The 15,448-nt window shown below is 47.0% G+C and carries 16 protein-coding genes; 10 read left to right on the forward strand and 6 right to left on the reverse strand.

Going from position 1 to position 15,448, the window contains the following annotated elements:
- Nucleotides 1-172 precede the first annotated feature (172 nt).
- From FG11_RS12500 to FG11_RS12525, 6 genes are read left to right on the forward strand one after another with little or no spacing between them, the layout of a single operon-like run.
- Nucleotides 173-1,402, forward strand: a complete 1,230-nt coding sequence (locus FG11_RS12500; protein WP_047535436.1) for an FAD-binding domain-containing protein — start codon at nucleotides 173-175, stop codon at nucleotides 1,400-1,402.
- A gap of 24 nt (nucleotides 1,403-1,426) precedes the next feature.
- Entirely contained in the window at nucleotides 1,427-1,993 is a 567-nt protein-coding gene (locus tag FG11_RS12505) for a LemA family protein (RefSeq protein WP_047535438.1), read from the forward strand.
- A gap of 19 nt (nucleotides 1,994-2,012) precedes the next feature.
- Nucleotides 2,013-2,915: a hypothetical protein gene (locus FG11_RS12510; RefSeq protein WP_047535440.1), complete on the forward strand. Its 903-nt coding sequence runs from the start codon at nucleotides 2,013-2,015 to the stop codon at nucleotides 2,913-2,915.
- Nucleotides 2,916-2,940: 25 nt separating this feature from the next.
- Entirely contained in the window at nucleotides 2,941-5,835 is a 2,895-nt protein-coding gene (locus FG11_RS12515) for a valine--tRNA ligase (RefSeq protein ID WP_047535442.1), read from the forward strand.
- A gap of 39 nt (nucleotides 5,836-5,874) precedes the next feature.
- A complete protein-coding gene (locus FG11_RS12520) occupies nucleotides 5,875-6,285 on the forward strand; it encodes a DUF1398 family protein (RefSeq protein ID WP_020183448.1) in 411 nt (136 codons plus the stop codon).
- 3 nt (nucleotides 6,286-6,288) lie between these two features.
- On the forward strand, nucleotides 6,289-6,489 hold the full coding sequence (locus tag FG11_RS12525; RefSeq protein ID WP_047535445.1) for a (2Fe-2S)-binding protein: 201 nt from the start codon (nucleotides 6,289-6,291) through the stop codon (nucleotides 6,487-6,489).
- A gap of 65 nt (nucleotides 6,490-6,554) precedes the next feature.
- Here FG11_RS12525 and FG11_RS12530 read toward each other — a convergent pair whose 3' ends face one another.
- The 4 genes from FG11_RS12530 to FG11_RS12545 are packed head-to-tail and all read right to left on the reverse strand — an operon-like array spanning nucleotide 6,555 to nucleotide 8,665.
- Nucleotides 6,555-7,607, reverse strand: a complete 1,053-nt coding sequence (locus FG11_RS12530; protein ID WP_047535448.1) for a serine endopeptidase — start codon at nucleotides 7,605-7,607, stop codon at nucleotides 6,555-6,557.
- A 9-nt stretch (nucleotides 7,608-7,616) separates the two neighbouring features.
- Nucleotides 7,617-8,084 carry a sulfur carrier protein DsrE2 gene (gene dsrE2, locus FG11_RS12535; protein ID WP_020183451.1) on the reverse strand — a complete coding sequence of 156 codons (468 nt, stop codon included), beginning with the start codon at nucleotides 8,082-8,084 and terminating at the stop codon, nucleotides 7,617-7,619.
- A 3-nt stretch (nucleotides 8,085-8,087) separates the two neighbouring features.
- Entirely contained in the window at nucleotides 8,088-8,327 is a 240-nt protein-coding gene (locus FG11_RS12540) for a sulfurtransferase TusA family protein (RefSeq protein ID WP_020183452.1), read from the reverse strand.
- A gap of 17 nt (nucleotides 8,328-8,344) precedes the next feature.
- Entirely contained in the window at nucleotides 8,345-8,665 is a 321-nt protein-coding gene (locus tag FG11_RS12545) for a rhodanese-like domain-containing protein (RefSeq protein WP_047536204.1), read from the reverse strand.
- A gap of 343 nt (nucleotides 8,666-9,008) precedes the next feature.
- Between FG11_RS12545 and FG11_RS12550 the strand changes: the two genes are divergently transcribed.
- The 3 genes from FG11_RS12550 (at nucleotide 9,009) to FG11_RS12560 (ending at nucleotide 13,623) form a co-directional block, all read left to right on the forward strand.
- Nucleotides 9,009-11,798: a diguanylate cyclase domain-containing protein gene (locus FG11_RS12550; protein ID WP_047535451.1), complete on the forward strand. Its 2,790-nt coding sequence runs from the start codon at nucleotides 9,009-9,011 to the stop codon at nucleotides 11,796-11,798.
- A gap of 167 nt (nucleotides 11,799-11,965) precedes the next feature.
- Nucleotides 11,966-13,102, forward strand: a complete 1,137-nt coding sequence (cfa, locus tag FG11_RS12555) for a cyclopropane fatty acyl phospholipid synthase (RefSeq protein ID WP_052185100.1) — start codon at nucleotides 11,966-11,968, stop codon at nucleotides 13,100-13,102.
- A gap of 14 nt (nucleotides 13,103-13,116) precedes the next feature.
- Nucleotides 13,117-13,623, forward strand: coding sequence for a DNA-deoxyinosine glycosylase (locus FG11_RS12560; RefSeq protein WP_200884583.1), 507 nt, complete (start codon nucleotides 13,117-13,119; stop codon nucleotides 13,621-13,623).
- Here FG11_RS12560 and FG11_RS12565 read toward each other — a convergent pair.
- A complete protein-coding gene (locus tag FG11_RS12565) occupies nucleotides 13,613-13,975 on the reverse strand; it encodes a hypothetical protein (RefSeq protein ID WP_047535454.1) in 363 nt (120 codons plus the stop codon). The two genes, FG11_RS12560 and FG11_RS12565, sit on opposite strands and share 11 nt — an antisense overlap.
- Nucleotides 13,976-13,978: 3 nt before the next feature.
- Nucleotides 13,979-14,350, reverse strand: a complete 372-nt coding sequence (gene rnk, locus FG11_RS12570; protein ID WP_020183458.1) for a nucleoside diphosphate kinase regulator — start codon at nucleotides 14,348-14,350, stop codon at nucleotides 13,979-13,981.
- Between the two features lie 133 nt (nucleotides 14,351-14,483).
- Between rnk and FG11_RS12575 the strand changes: the two genes are divergently transcribed.
- Nucleotides 14,484-15,389 carry a LysR family transcriptional regulator gene (locus tag FG11_RS12575; RefSeq protein WP_025223523.1) on the forward strand — a complete coding sequence of 302 codons (906 nt, stop codon included), beginning with the start codon at nucleotides 14,484-14,486 and terminating at the stop codon, nucleotides 15,387-15,389.
- The last annotated feature ends 59 nt before the right edge of the window (nucleotides 15,390-15,448 follow it).

Genomic DNA, 15,448 nt, shown 5'->3' on the forward strand with positions numbered 1-15,448 from the left:
ATTCCTTTTCAGCAGTAAAAGCACATGAATCTTAGCATTATTTTAAATGGGCTTGCCGAGATGCAGGTTTATTTAATGAATTAATTTGAAATGGTTGCAAATTACGAACGATATGTGGACAATGGATAAGATTCTCGATATAACTCACTCATTTATAACGAATAAAAAATTAATGGCGACTTCTTTCAAGCTTATATTGCCCGACGATAGAATTGAGCGTCTACAGTACATTCGACGCATGTTTCCACAAGCCAAAGGTAGGAACTTGATTGATGCATGGCAAGGCGGTAGAAAGCAAGCTTTCACGCGCCTGCAAGCAGTGAATGCCAGTGCTTACGGGCGTAACCGCAATTTTATCAATGGTGCCGTCACCCGTTTATCCCCTTATTTACGCCATGGCTGTTTGACGGTAAAAGAAACCGTGGATCACATTCAACAACATTTTGGTAAGCAGGGTGCCAAGCTGGTGGAGGAGTTGGCCTACCGGGATTTCTGGCGTCAAAACTGGTACCGACATGGCAATGCCATCATGAGCGATATGGAAGAGCCGAAAGTTGCGCTTGGAAATAATATGCTGCCCGCGTTTATTCCACAGGGGATCACCGGCTTGCCCTGTATGGATGAAGTGGTCCGTGAACTGCTCAACGAAGGCTATGTGCATAACCACGGGCGTATGTGGTTTGCCGCATATATTATTCACTGGTTAAAGGTAGATTGGCGTAGAGCTGCCGATTGGTTTGAAGCACAATTACTGGATGGTGATAAGGCTTCGAATCACTTGTCTTGGCAATGGGTAGCCAGCACGTTTAGCTCAAAACCTTATTATTTTAATAAAGAAAACCTAGCGCGATTTACTGGTGAAAAATACTGCGCTACTTGCAAAATAGAGTGTCCATTTGATGATAGTTACGAAAATCTTCATCAAAGGATTTTTAGCGATGATGGGCCTATCGTCACCAAAACTTATCCGGTCAACATGCCAGAGAAGGCGCCTATTTCTAAACACTCCTCGGTGAGTGTTTATGTGCACGATGAAATGCTTTCGTCCACTAATCCGCTGACCAAATTGGCCATGCCTAAAGTCTTTGTTTTTGATGAGGCGCTGTATGATCATTGGCCCCTCAAGCGCATTCAATTTATGGCAGATTGCCTGAGTGAAATGCCCAATGTGGATGTTTGGCTGGGCGATACGCGCACGGTGCTGCAAGAGTTGGGCGTAGGGCAGGTGATTTCACAAAATACGCCCAACTTGCAGGTCAAAGCGTTATTGGCGCCGTTTAATCCTATCTGGCAAGAAGAGGAAAAGCTCACGCATGTAGAGCTCAGTTTAAAACGCCTAGCCAGATTTACCCGCTATTGGGAAAAAGTGCAGCCGGATATCTTGGGCGAGCAGACTGCTTAATCGTTAACATAAAGGGGATTCGGGATGCCGATTGTATTGCTGGTGATTGGTGTGATGGTGCTGCTGTATATTATTACGGTGTACAACAGTTTGATTACCATTCGCCACAATGTGGAAAAAGCATGGTCGAATATTGATGTCCTATTAAAGCAGCGTAACGAAGAGCTGCCTAAGTTGATTGATACCTGTAAAGCCTATATGGCGCATGAATCTCAAACGCTAGAAAAAGTGGTGCAAGCGCGTATGGGTGTGACTCAAGCGCTCAAATCACACTCGGCAGTGGAGTTGAGTCAGGCAGAATCGTCTTTACTTTCTAGCATTGGTGGGCTGTATGCAGTGGCCGAAAACTATCCAGATTTAAAATCCAATCAAACATTTCTCAATCTACAACAGCGCATTACAGGTCTAGAAAATCAAATTGCAGACAGACGCGAGTTTTACAATGACTCTGTGAATGTCAATAACGTGCGTATCGCACAGTTTCCAGATTTAATCGTGGCAAGATTGTTTAACTTCCAGCGTGCTGATTTATTGCAGTTTGCGGCAGATGAGCTGAAAGATGTCGATGTCAGTGCACGTTTTAATGCCTAACATCAGGCGTTAATTTGTAGTGTTTCAGCGTTTTAAAACCCAACGATTCAACTTGATTTGCCTAGGGTTGATGATCGCCGTGGCAATGCTAGGCTATATCAACCATGTGCCGCGTATCTATTGGCTGTATATCGCGCTCTTTGGCATATTGGTTTGTATGTTGGCCAGTGTGTTTCACTATTGGCGCTTTCTTAAGATGAGCGAAGCGCCAATTTCAAGTATCGCCAGTGCCGCACAAGGCTATGTTGAGCTATACGGTCAAGCCCGTACAGAAAAACCATTAAAGACGCCGTATCATGGCATTCCCTGTGTCTGGTTTCGTGCTTGGGTATTTTCAAATCAGCAGGGCAACCATCAATCCCATCAACTGCTGGATAATCGCCTGCTTGATTATCAAGAAAGCCGCTCTCCTTTTGTATTAGAGGATGAGAGTGGTCAATGTGTAGTAAACCCTGATGGTGCTGAGGTCATTTATTACGAGGCGCGCACGTGGCGTAAAAATAATCACCGCTATGTGGAAGAGTACTTGCCCGCCCACCAGTCTATTTATGTGATCGGTGTGTTAGACACACGAAAAGACACGCTAGATTCAGCCAAGCTAAATAAGGAAGTAAGCGCACACTTAAAGGCGCTAAAACAGCAGCCATCACGCCTGCTGAACCTATACGACCATGATTTAAATGGTGAGATCGATCTGCACGAGTGGGAGCTGGCGCGGCAAGATGCGATCCGGCAAGTGCAGTCAACGCATGCCATGCAAGCGCATACCGCTGGTTTTGAATTGGCCAAGCCAGCAGGCCAGCAATTGTTTTTAATTTCTGCAAAATCTCCATTACAGCTACGTAAAAACCATCTGCAATGGTTGGGCGTGTTTATCTCGCTGCTTACATTTTTTGTTGCGGCCTACATGAAGCTTGCATAAAAGACTTTAGCGCGCCTATGTTAAAATGGCGGCTATGAATACAACCACACCACCCCCCGAACTCGCTAAGTCATTTGATCCCAAAACCATTGAAAGTAAATGGTATGCATTTTGGGAGGGCAAAGGCTACTACGCTGCTGGTTTAAACCCAGAAGTGAGCGATAATTTCTGTATTTTGCTGCCACCCCCCAATGTCACAGGCACGCTGCACATGGGGCATGGCTTTAACCAAACATTGATGGATGCGCTCACGCGTTACCACCGCATGCGTGGTGACAATACGTTATGGCAGCCAGGCACAGACCATGCCGGTATTGCCACGCAGATTGTGGTAGAGCGTCAGTTAGATGCACAAGGTGTGTCGCGTCATGATTTGGGTCGTGAGAAATTCCTAGAAAAAGTGTGGGAATGGAAAGAATACTCCGGCGGCACCATTACCAAACAAATGCGCCGTTTAGGCACCTCGCCAGATTGGTCACGCGAGCGTTTCACCATGGATGCAGGGTTGAACAAAGTGGTGACAGAAACCTTTGTGCGTTTGTATAACGAAGGCTTGATTTACCGCGGCAAACGTTTGGTGAATTGGGATGTGAAACTGGGTACGGCGGTCTCTGATTTGGAAGTAGTGCAGGAAGAAGAAGACGGCTTTATGTGGCATATCAACTATCCGCTTGCGGATGGTTCTGCTAGCTTAACCGTTGCGACAACGCGCCCGGAAACTATGCTGGGTGACGTGGCCGTGATGGTACATCCTGAAGATGAGCGCTATGCACACTTAATCGGTCAACAGGTCAGTTTGCCATTATGCAACCGTGAAATCCCGATTATTGCTGATGATTATGTGGATAAAGAATTTGGTACGGGTGTAGTAAAAGTGACGCCGGCACATGATTTTAACGACAATATGGTCGGTCAGCGTCAAGGCTTGGATAAGATTGTGATCCTCAATCTGCAAGGGTTTGTGCCAGCAGCAGCGGAAGTTTGGGGCGCAGATGGTGCAGGCAAGCAGTCTATCGACTTGCCACAAAATGTAATTGGCTTAGAGCGTTTTGCTGCGCGTAAACAAGTGGTGGCTGACTTGGAAGCTCAAGGCTATTTAGTCAAAGCCGAGAAACATAAGCTCAAAGTACCCCGTGGTGACCGTACCAATGTGGTGATTGAGCCTATGCTCACGGATCAATGGTTTGTAGCCATGAGTAAGCCTGCTGCCGATGGAAGATCCATCACACAAAAAGCTTTGGATGTGGTGGCGAGTGGTGAGATTAAGTTTTACCCAGAAAACTGGGTGAACACTTACAACCAATGGCTAAACAATATTCAAGATTGGTGTATTTCACGCCAACTATGGTGGGGACATCAAATCCCTGCTTGGTATAGCGATAGCGGTAAGACGTATGTAGCGCATGATGAAGCAGAAGCCAAAGCCTTAGCAGCTAGAGATGGCTACACCGGCAATTTAAAGCGTGACGTCGACGTATTAGATACTTGGTACTCCTCTGCCTTATGGCCTTTCTCCACACTGGATTGGACCGGTGACGAGGCAGTTGATGCACAGAATCAAGCATTGAAACAATTTTTGCCATCTAGCGTATTAGTCACGGGCTTTGACATCATCTTCTTTTGGGTGGCGCGTATGGTGATGATGACCAAGCACATCACTGGTCAGATTCCGTTTAAGCATGTCTATGTGCATGGCTTGATTCGTGATGCCGAAGGCCAAAAAATGTCTAAATCTAAGGGCAATGTGCTGGATCCCATTGATTTGATTGATGGCATTGGCTTGGACGATTTAATCAAAAAACGCACGACGGGGTTGATGAACCCGAAAGATGCGGAAAAGATTGAGAAACGCACGCGTAAAGAGTTTCCGGAAGGCATTTCTGCATATGGTACAGATGCGTTGCGCTTTACCTTTGCAGCTTTGGCCAGCCCTGGCCGTGATATTAAGTTTGATTTGCAGCGCTGTGATGGTTATCGTAATTTCTGCAATAAATTGTGGAACGCCACACGTTTTGTGTTGATGAATACAGAAGGCCAAGACAACGGTTTTGGGCCAGAAAGTTGTGAGGCGGGTGGGCGTAAGTTTAGTCAGGCAGATCGCTGGATTGTGAGCGCACTGCAACGCACAGAGGCAGAGGTGGAGCGTGCCTTTACAGACTACCGTTTTGATTTAGCCGCGAAAGCTATTTACGAGTTTGTGTGGGACCAATATTGCGATTGGTATTTGGAAATTGCCAAAGTGCAAATTCAAACAGGCGATGAAGCTGAACAGCGTGCTACACGTCGCACCTTGTTACGTGTGTTAGAAACTATCTTGCGTTTGGCACACCCGATTATTCCGTTTATTACCGAAGAGATTTGGCAAACGATTGCCCCGATGACTGAGCTTAAAGACAAGTCGCGCGGAACTGAAAGTATTATGTTGCAGGCTTATCCAAAAGCGGATTTAGAAAAAGTGGATGAGCAAGCAGAAGCGTGGGTAGCAACACTTAAAATAGCGGTGGAAGCTTGTAGAAGTCTGCGTGGTGAAATGGGAATTTCTCCAGCATCTAAAGTACCGTTGATTGCGGCGGGTGATGCTAAGCAATTAATTGCTTATGCCCCGTATCTCAAATCGCTTGCTAAGTTAGAGAGCGTAGATGTAGTGGCAGACTTACCAGAGGCGGATGCGCCAGTGATGTTGGCGGGTGATTTTAGGTTGATGCTGAAAGTAGAAATTGATGTCGCTGCTGAAAAAGAGCGTTTAGGTAAAGAGATTGCGCGTTTGCAAAGCGAAATCGCCAAAGCCAACGGTAAGTTGAATAACGAAAGCTTTGTGGCAAGGGCGCCTGCCGCAGTGGTGGAGCAAGAAAAAGCACGTGTGGCTGAGTTCAGTGCAAGTTTGCAAAAGCTTGAGACACAGCTGGTTAAACTGAAGTAGCTGGCAGCGCAACGCAGGCGTAAGCAAAAGGAGGGTTGCATGAACACAGAAATCGTAGCTGATGTAGCGCGTGCAACGCTAGCTGGTGAAATTGCTTTCCCTGAGGTGGTGCGCCAGTTGATGGAAACAGGCGTTGAGTATTATCACGTGGACTACGTTAGCCGGAGCAAGTCTTTTTACAGCGCTAGTGGAGATGTAGTCACCACACCGATTAGTTATGAGCATCTACCGGCTGTTGCCGCCAATTTTGATTTGGCAGGGCTAAAAGCAGCCATTTTTGATAGTCAGCACAATCATCAGCATTATCGCGACTTTACCCGACGTGCCATGGAAGCTGGCGTACAAGGTTATATGGCTTTCTTACGTGGTCAGCGCGTCACCTATTGGGGGCGTGATGGCGAGCAGCATACCGAATGGTTTCCTGGAGCAGCACCAGCCCGTGCTGACTAGCGTATGAGTACAGACGACGATATCACGAATGAGGTGATGTGCGCCTGTAGTGGCACCACCCGTGGTCAAATCTATGACTTGTTTATGCAAGGCCTCGATCAAGAGGCTATCTCAAGGCGGACAGGCGCACTTTCTGGATGTGCCGGATGTGAGTGGGATGTCGCACAGTTTTTGAAAGCCCTTACCGAGCAACAAAAAACATAATCAGTGACTTCATGAAGTCACTTTCATTACTTTCAAGTGAAGCGAATCGCTTGAAAATGCGCTATCTAATTATTTGCCTGTGAAAGATTAGCGCTTGCACCACAGCCTTGGCAAAACTTGCTAAATGCACTTTTGCGTGTGCCACAGCTACTGCATTTATTGTGCAGGCCAATACCGCAGTGCTGGCAGAAATCATTTCTAGCATCTTTTAAATCAATGCCGCGTTCGCACCCCGGGCATACACCTTTATTCAGCAAAGTCAGCGCGGTATCGTAATTCAACTCTTCACGGCGCACTAATTGTGGCTGCGCTTCTGCCAACCGTTGTTTTTCCAAATATTTCTGTAGGGCAGAAATCGCGTACTTGCCTCCCAGCACCGTCATGATAATGCCGACTAAATAGCGGACATAACCACCGTAATCGGGCAAATAGGGCACAAGCTCAACAAAAAAAGTAATCAGCGCAAAAATAATAAAGCCCCATACAAATGGCCAGTAAGGCGTTTTACGTTTTTTGGCAAAGAGCCATGCGGCAAGCGCAAGCAGCGGCAAAGCAAGCAATAGGCGATAGAGAAATACGCGCGTCGCTTGTTTTTGGTTGGCGTCATACAGTTGTTGATAGGCGGTGTCTTCAAGTGCTTTTACTTGATCCCGCACTTTTGATTCGGATTGGTTCTGGTCTAGCTGTGTTTTGGAGAGTGCTTCTACGGCTTTTTCAGCATCACGTTCCAGTGCTTTGAGTTGGTCGAGTGCTGCAGTGCGTTTGACTAACTCGTCATCTTGCTGGTTTTGCTGGGTGACATCACGCGTGGCTAGCCAGTTTTCAAAGGTACGTCTGGTCGATTGGTAATCATTGCGACGCGTATTCAGCGTGAGCTGCGCTTGGTCTAATTTGTCGCTGGTTTCTCTGTGCTGCGGTTGGAGCGCCTCTAACTGCGCGCGCAGTGGATCAATTGTCGCGTGGTCGACAAAATCCTCTATTGAATATGTGTGCTCTACATGTGGTAAATCGTGGATAACGGCTGAGCCTAAACCCAGCAAAAACCAAGCAAATACGAACGCGACTAGCCATAATGCACGGTTAAACCATTTTTCTGAAAGTCTTGCACCTTTGCCCATGGATTACTCCTATATAAACAAACTGACATCCGAATTGCCGGCAAACTCAAAGAACGTTGCGGCGCCTCCGATTTCAATGCCTTCAATAAAGTCACTGCGTTTAAAATCAAATAAATCGACTGTCATTTGACAGGCAATCAGCTTGACACCACTTTCTAAACAAGCGCGGCGTAAGTCTTCAATCGAGGCCACGCCTTTGTCTGCAATCTGTTGCTTCATCATCTTGGTGGCCATGCTCTCCATCCCCGGTAGCATTTGCACAAAATTGGGCATGGGTACAGGCATAGGCATAGCTGGGTTACCAAGGGGCGAGACTTTTAAATCTGAAATGTCTTTTTTAAGTAGGGTAAGCCCATAAAAAGTGAAGAAAATACAGACTTCATAATCAAGGGCTGCTGCGGTAGAGGCTAAAATAAACGGTGGGTAAGCCCAGTCGAGTGTACCTTTGGAGGCGATGAGGGCAAGTTTCTTTGCCATGATTTAAAGCGCGTCGTTGCGCTTTTTAATATAAAAAGTAAACACTTTGTCGGTTTGGTCCAGCTGCAATAGTGTGTGACCGGTTTGCTTACAGAAAGCTTCGAAGTCTTTGACTGAGCCTGGGTCAGTCGCCATGATTTTGAGCACTTGATTCGCCTGTAGCTCGTTGAGCCCTTTTTTACATCGCAAAATAGGGAGCGGGCAATTTAAGTTTTTCGCGTCTACTTCTTTATCAAAGTCCATATTTTGTGCCTGTTATTTTATTGGTTGACGAAATCATAGCCCGCTTTTGCCCATGCAATCACACCACCAGTTAAATTGTACACATGCGCAGACCCTTTGCTTGCGGCAAAATCTGCTGCCAGCGCTGAGCGTACACCGCTATGACAGTAAAACACTACATGGCTTGCATCTTCTAGTTGTTGATATTGCACCGGTAACATCGACAACGGAATATGAATGGCGTGAGGAATTCGCCCACGCATCACCTCATCCTCATTGCGTACATCGACCAACAGCACACGGTGCTGCGTCATAAGTGTTGGTAATTCTGTGGCTTCAATGTGTTGGAATTGGCTCAAAATGATGTCCCCTGGATGCATTAGATTGTACACAGGATTTTAAATTGATGCGATGGCATCGCAAGCCACAATGTGCGAATTTGCACAACGCGTGAATACGCGGCCAAACCTGCACGCTGGGCGTTACAACATGTAAGAAAAAGAGCGGTATAAGTGATCTACATTGCACCATGCCTGTCAAATAAAGTATGTATTAATGATATATACGTGAATAACTGCCTAAGTGAATAGGTAATAGGGTGAATAGATTGCATTTTTTGAGTAGAATTAAATCGTGTAGCGATCGTTTAAGATGAAATTTTGTGTTGACCTGATATTACGTTGAATAGAAGGCTAGATAAGATTGCAATCAGCTCCCATCCCGCATAACGAGCAAGCGCGCATTGAGGCGCTACGCCAGTACCGTATTCTAGATACGTTGCCTGAGCCTTTGTTTGACGATATCACCCTGCTTGCCTCACAAATATGCGAAACACCTATTGCCTCTATCACGCTGGTAGATGCGCATCGGCAATGGTTCAAGAGCATACGCGGTATTGATGCCACAGAAACATCGCGAGATATTTCTTTTTGTGGCCATGCCATTCTTGGCCATGAAATATTTGAAGTCCCAAACGCGACAGAGGATATTCGTTTTTTTGATAATCCACTCGTTACAGGCGACCCTAATATTCGTTTTTATGCTGGTACGCCGCTAATCACTGGGCTTGGATTTAGCTTGGGTACTTTATGTGTGATTGATTCGGTTCCGAAAGCCCTCACGGAAAGTCAGCGCAATGCACTCAAAGCCTTAGGGCGTCAGGTGGTCTCGCTGATTGAGAGCCGTCTTATTGCACAAGAAGCACTACAAGCATCCGAATTGCTAGAGCGCACCGGTGAAATAGCCAAAATTGGTGGGTGGCAAATGGATGTCAACGGTACGCATGTTGAGTGGACAAAAGAGGTGTTCCATATTCATGAATTGACACCACCACATTTACCTACGTTGGAGGAGGCTATTCACTTTTATGCACCAGAAGCGCGGTCTGTGGTTCAAGCAGCTGTGGAGCGTGCAATCGCCGATGGCACTGGTTGGGATTTGGAGTTACCGTTTATTACCGCAACAGGCCGTTCTATTTGGGTGCGCGCCGTGGGCATGACGACAATGGTGGGTGGAAAAGTCGAGCGCCTATTCGGCACGTTTCAAGACATCAGTGAGCGCAAACTAGCGCAGCTGGATCTGGCTTGGCTGAATCGTGCACTGATGATGTTGGGCAAGTGCAACGAGACCTTGATTCATGTGGCTGACGAATCGAGATTAATTGTCGAGATTTGTCGTATTGCGGTCGATGTTGGGGGTTATCGCATGGCGTGGGTGGGCTATGCTAACGATGATGAGAAAAAATCGATTACGCCTAGAGCTTACTTTGGTAAAACACACGATGCACTGAAAGGCGTAGCGCTCAGTTGGTCTGAAGAAACGCAAGCAGGCAGAGGCCCTGCCGGCAAAACCATCCGCAGCGGCGAGCCGATTACCGTAGAAGATATGGCAACATTGGATTTGGATCCTGCATTAAAAGCCTTATTGGCAGATTTGGGCTATCGTGGCCTGGTGTCTTTGCCACTTAAATATAAAGGTAAAACCATTGGTTTGTTAGCGATGTATTCAGGGGAGATGCGTACATTTGCTGCCGATGAAGTCAGGTTGCTACAAGAAATCGCAGATAACCTTGCGTCAGGGGTTATTAAAATCCGTGCAGAAATAGAGCGGCAACGGCTACATAACTCTATGCTAGCGGTGGCAACCGCAGTGAGTTTGCATAGCAGCGAGACGTTTTTCCCCGAGCTGTTGCGTAAGATGATTCAAGCTATTGGTGGGCAAGCTGGTTATATCGGTCAATTTACCAGTCAAAAACCTTGGTCTGCAAAAACCATCGCGGTACAGGTGAATCAGCAGATCATCGAAAATTTTGACTTTGCCATTCTAAGTACGATTGCAGATACTTTATTTTCGAGTGCAGAGGTGCGGATAGTGCCAGCCTTTGCTGCGCGAGATTACCCTGAGCTTGTCATGATGCGCTACCACCCGTACCAGGCATTTGCCGCGTTGCGTTTGATAGACTCTAATCACCACCCGATAGGCTTGCTGTTTGTACTATTTGAAGACACGATTGCAAAAGATGCGATCGCGCTGATTTCTTCTATATTAACAATTTTTGCAGCCCGCACCGCAAATGAGCTGGAGCGGTTAAAGGCCTTGTCGCTCATTTCTGAGCAAGCCTCTCTGTTAGATAAAACGCGTGACGCGATTGTCGTCCGAGATATGCATCGTCGCATCACTTATTGGAACAAGGCAGCAGAGACCTTATATGGATGGACCGCCGCAGAAGCGCTAGGCAAGGATATTCACAAGCTCCTCAAACATGTGGCGTCCGATGTTCGTCAGACCGAAAAGAACGTGCTCAAACATGGTGAGTGGTCGGGTGAAATGACCAAACGACACAAGGATGGCAGCCCGCTGATGATTGAAAGTCGACTGACCTTGGTGCGCGACAAAGAAGGTCATCCGGTTTCTGTATTCTCGATTCATTCTGATATTGCGGATCGTAAGCTGGCAGAAGCCGAGATTAGGCGACTAGCGTTTTATGATCCGCTTACCAATCTTGCTAACCGTCGTTTGTTGATCGAGCATCTGGAGAAAGCGCTTAAAGTTGTCCGTCGTAAAAAGAATGCGGGCGCGGTGCTATTTATTGATTTGGATAATTTTAAATCGCTCAATGATACCTTGGGCCATGATAAGGGTGATTTGTTACTGAAAGTAGTGGCAGAGCGTTTGCAGCGATGTGTGAGAGACTGCGATACAGTTTCACGCTTGGGTGGAGATGAGTTTGTGATTTTGCTGGAAGGGCTGCCTGGTGTGCAAGCGCAGGCAGTGCATATTGCACGTATGGTGGCAGAAAAAATCCTAACTGAATTGAATCAGCCGGCAGATTTAGCAGGTCACATGCACAAGATCACGCCTAGCGTCGGGATTGCGCTGTTTGATCATCAGGCCAAAGATGTCTCCAGTGTGCTTGCGCAGGCCGATGCTGCTATGTATCGGTCTAAAATGGGTGGGCGTAATCAATATCAATTTTCGGCAGACTTGGACTAGCGAGGTGCACAGACAAAACGCACCTCCGGCTTGGTGAACGGTCTAATGAGGGTGCACAGTGGATAGTACATAGTATCAAGTGCGAACAAATCGTCACTAAGCAGCAGTGGCAGTAGCTAAGCTTAACTTTTTAAATTTATTAGATTTTTAAATTGATTGGTTTTGCAATGAAGCTCACTCAATTAGAAAAATGGTTTAATCAATTATTGAATGAAGCAGGGATTAGCCTCAACGGCCCTAACCCTTGGGATATTCAAATCCATCATCCCGCAGCCATTCAGCGGATTGTGGCAGAGGGCAGCCTTGGTTTGGGCGAATCCTACATGCAGGGAGATTGGGACGCAGCGCAGCTGGATGCGTTCTTCTATCGCCTGCTGCGTGCACAACTGCATGAGAAAGTGAAGCCGATAGGCTTATGGTTTCATACCCTTCAACACACGCTGATGAATAAGCAAAATAGTCGGCGTGCTTGGAGAGTGGGGGAATATCACTATAACCTCGGTAATGCGTTTTATCAGGCCATGTTAGATAAGCGCATGACATATACCTGTGCGTATTGGCAGGACGCACTGGATCTTGATCAGGCGCAGGAAAATAAGCTAGAGATGATTTGCCAGAAATTAAGACTACAACCTGGCATGCGCTTGCTTGATATTGGTTGCGGCTGGGGTAGCTTAATGGGGTATGCCGCAGAAAAATATGGTGTGGAATGCGTAGGTATCACCGTGTCATCAGAGCAAATGAAGTTTGGTCAGCAACGCTACGCACATTTGCCGGTAGCGTTTAGATTGCAAGATTATCGTGAAATGGATGAGCCATTTGATGCGGTCGCCAGCGTGGGTATGTTCGAACATGTGGGTAGAAAGAATTACCGCACATTTATGCAGGTGGCGCATCGTTGCCTAAAAAGTGATGGATTGTTTTTATTGCATACCATTGGTAAAAACCTCACCCATTTAATGCCAGACCCCTGGCTGGATCGCTACATTTTTCCTAATGGCGATTTGCCCTCTATTCAGCAGATTGCCCATGCAGTGGAAGGCCAGTTTGTGGTGGAAGATTTACATAATTTTGGCGCAGATTATGATCGGACATTGATGGCTTGGTTTGACAATTTTAATCACCATTGGCCGGAGTTCAACACCGAGTATGGGGGTGAGTTTTATAGAAAGTGGAGCTACTACTTGTTATCTTGTGCAGGCGCTTTCCGCGCGCGTGATATTCAGTTATGGCAGTGGGTATTGTCTAAACAGGGTATTGTGGGTGGGTACCAACGCCCTGTTTTGCCAAATATTGAGACATAAAAGCCAGCAATTCAATGCACACGATCACTGGTTTTCAGCCAATAGCAGTGCAGTCTGCACATACTCTTGTTTTGGGGAGCATGCCCGGCGTGCTTTCCCTCAAGGCCAATCAATATTATGCCCATCCGCGTAACGCATTCTGGCCCATCATGGCCAGTATTTGCGGATTCAGCCCTGAGCTGCCATACCTGCACCGGGTAGAGCAGCTGCAAGCCGCGGATATTGCGCTGTGGGATGTACTGCATACTTGCGTGCGCCCCGGCAGCCTTGATAGTGCGATTGAAGAGGGGTCGCGCGTACCGAATGACTTTGCGGCATTTTTCCAACAGCACCCACATATCAGGCTGGTGGGGTTTAACGGTGCAGAGGCAGAAAAAAGTTTTAACGTGTATATATTGCCTCAATTAAACGTCAGCGGTATCCATTTTGTCCGCCTTCCTTCATCAAGCCCAGCCCATGCCGCACTGACTTTAGCGCAAAAAATCACGGCGTGGCGAGAAGCGCTTTGCATCAAGCCTTAGTCAATGCGGACTGTGGCCTTGCAATCACAGGAAATGCGATGCCAATGATGATGGCGAGTAGATGGTAGCTGGAAGATACGTATGGGATCGCGCTTAACCTAGGGATGAATTCAAAAGCGATAGCAACCGCAGGTAACGCTACCAGCCACTGCTTGCCGATCAGTGCGCCTCTTATTACGCATATCCAACACAGCGCTAGCAATGCGCACAGCACCACCATCCACTGTATATGCAATATATTGGGTGAGTGTGAGGCAGATGCTGCGCTGGCCAGCGGTAAATAATAGGTAGGTAACATCAACAAAATGTATGACACGACAAATGTTGTATTGTTGGCGAATGCTTTATTCATGGTTTACGCTTCCTTTTGATTGGGTATGGCAACACTTAACACTCTTAAACTTCTGGATCGATTATTTGGGAATGACCAATCGATGGATTGGCCTTCCCTTAAGCCCAATAGCGCAAGACCGACTGGTGAAAGTACAGAGATTTTTCCATGCTCCACATTGGCATCTTCTGGAAACACCAGTTCCACCTCTCTCCTAAGGCCGTTGCTTTCATCCAAGTAGGTCACGCGCGCATTCATGCTAACAACGTTGGTGGGGACTTGATCCGCTGGCACTACATAGGCGCGGCTGAGTTCATAGGCCAATAGCGCACTATTTTCTAGCCTAGCCAGGCGGATATAGTCTTTATCTGAAATGATTAAATCTTCTGGTTCCATTGTCATCTCTATCGTTGTGTTACAAGCAGTTTCCCGTATGGGTTGGTGATGGCTGAATCATAATGCGTTTACATCAATATAATTAGCCCTTGCAATCGCACATAATTGTTTCCTATGGCGCTACAATAGCGCTATGTATGATTTAAATTTAATGATTATTTTTGCGCAGGTTGTGAACGAGCAAAGCTTCTCTGCGGCCGCCAGAAAGCTGGGTGTTTCCAGATCGTCCGTCAGCAAAGCAGTTGCAAAGTTAGAACATGCACTGGGCGCAAGTTTGCTTAACCGAAGCACGCGTCACTTGAGTTTGACCGAGGTGGGCACAGCCTTTTTTGATTACTGCACACGCATTAACTATGAGGCGGATCAAGCCCATAAAATGATAGAAAGCCTGAATGCGCAGCCACGCGGAGTGCTGAAAGTGGCCGCTTCAGTTGCTTTTGGCACGCTACATATCGCGCCGGCAGTCGGGGATTTTATGCGGCGCTATCCGGAGCTGACCATTGATATGACGATTACCGATAGAGTCGTCGACTTGGCAGAAGAGGGATATGACGTGGTGATTTGCGTGACGCGCGATTTGCCTTTGGCCTTAGTGGCGAGAAAGCTAGCGCCAATCCGCCGCAAAATTTGCGCAACACCTACTTACTTTGATGAGTTTGGTGTGCCTACTTTCCCGCAAGATTTAGTGCATCACAACTGTCTGGATTATATTCACTCTGGTGATAGGGGGCTGTGGCGCTTACGTGGCCCTGAAGGCGATGTGTCTGTGCCCGTCTCAGGCAGGTTACGCATCAACGATGATGAAGCCTTATCGCAAGTCGTGTTAGGAGGGTTCGGCTTGGCGTTACTGCCTACATACATTATTGGTAAAGATATTCAGGCCAAGCGCCTCAAGTCGGTGTTGTCCGAATATATTCCGGTGGAGCAGCATGTCTATGCGATGTATCTGCCCAAGCGTAATTTACCGTTGAAAATTCGTGTGTTGATTGATTTTTTAATAGAGCGCTTTGGCGCGGAGCCATATTGGGATAAAGAGTAATGCTTACGCACTGAGTCGGCTAGCAATAGATTCTCAGCCTGCTGCCAATTTTAAGCTTG

This window comes from Methylotenera sp. N17, from assembly GCF_000799155.1.
Classification (GTDB): domain Bacteria; phylum Pseudomonadota; class Gammaproteobacteria; order Burkholderiales; family Methylophilaceae; genus Methylophilus.

Bases quoted from the DNA above. Each gene is read 5' to 3' on its own strand.
- FG11_RS12500 (WP_047535436.1), top strand. From the start codon at position 173: ATGGCGACTTCTTTCAAGCTTATATTGCCCGACGATAGAATTGAGCGT.
- FG11_RS12505 (WP_047535438.1), top strand. From the start codon at position 1,427: ATGCCGATTGTATTGCTGGTGATTGGTGTGATGGTGCTGCTGTATATT.
- FG11_RS12515 (WP_047535442.1), top strand. From the start codon at position 2,941: ATGGCGGCTATGAATACAACCACACCACCCCCCGAACTCGCTAAGTCA.
- FG11_RS12520 (WP_020183448.1), top strand. From the start codon at position 5,875: ATGAACACAGAAATCGTAGCTGATGTAGCGCGTGCAACGCTAGCTGGT.
- FG11_RS12525 (WP_047535445.1), top strand. From the start codon at position 6,289: ATGAGTACAGACGACGATATCACGAATGAGGTGATGTGCGCCTGTAGT.
- FG11_RS12530 (WP_047535448.1), bottom strand. From the start codon at position 7,607: ATGGGCAAAGGTGCAAGACTTTCAGAAAAATGGTTTAACCGTGCATTA.
- dsrE2 (WP_020183451.1), bottom strand. From the start codon at position 8,084: ATGGCAAAGAAACTTGCCCTCATCGCCTCCAAAGGTACACTCGACTGG.
- FG11_RS12540 (WP_020183452.1), bottom strand. From the start codon at position 8,327: ATGGACTTTGATAAAGAAGTAGACGCGAAAAACTTAAATTGCCCGCTC.
- cfa (WP_052185100.1), top strand. From the start codon at position 11,966: ATGAAGCTCACTCAATTAGAAAAATGGTTTAATCAATTATTGAATGAA.
- FG11_RS12560 (WP_200884583.1), top strand. From the start codon at position 13,117: ATGCACACGATCACTGGTTTTCAGCCAATAGCAGTGCAGTCTGCACAT.
- FG11_RS12565 (WP_047535454.1), bottom strand. From the start codon at position 13,975: ATGAATAAAGCATTCGCCAACAATACAACATTTGTCGTGTCATACATT.
- rnk (WP_020183458.1), bottom strand. From the start codon at position 14,350: ATGGAACCAGAAGATTTAATCATTTCAGATAAAGACTATATCCGCCTG.
- FG11_RS12575 (WP_025223523.1), top strand. From the start codon at position 14,484: ATGTATGATTTAAATTTAATGATTATTTTTGCGCAGGTTGTGAACGAG.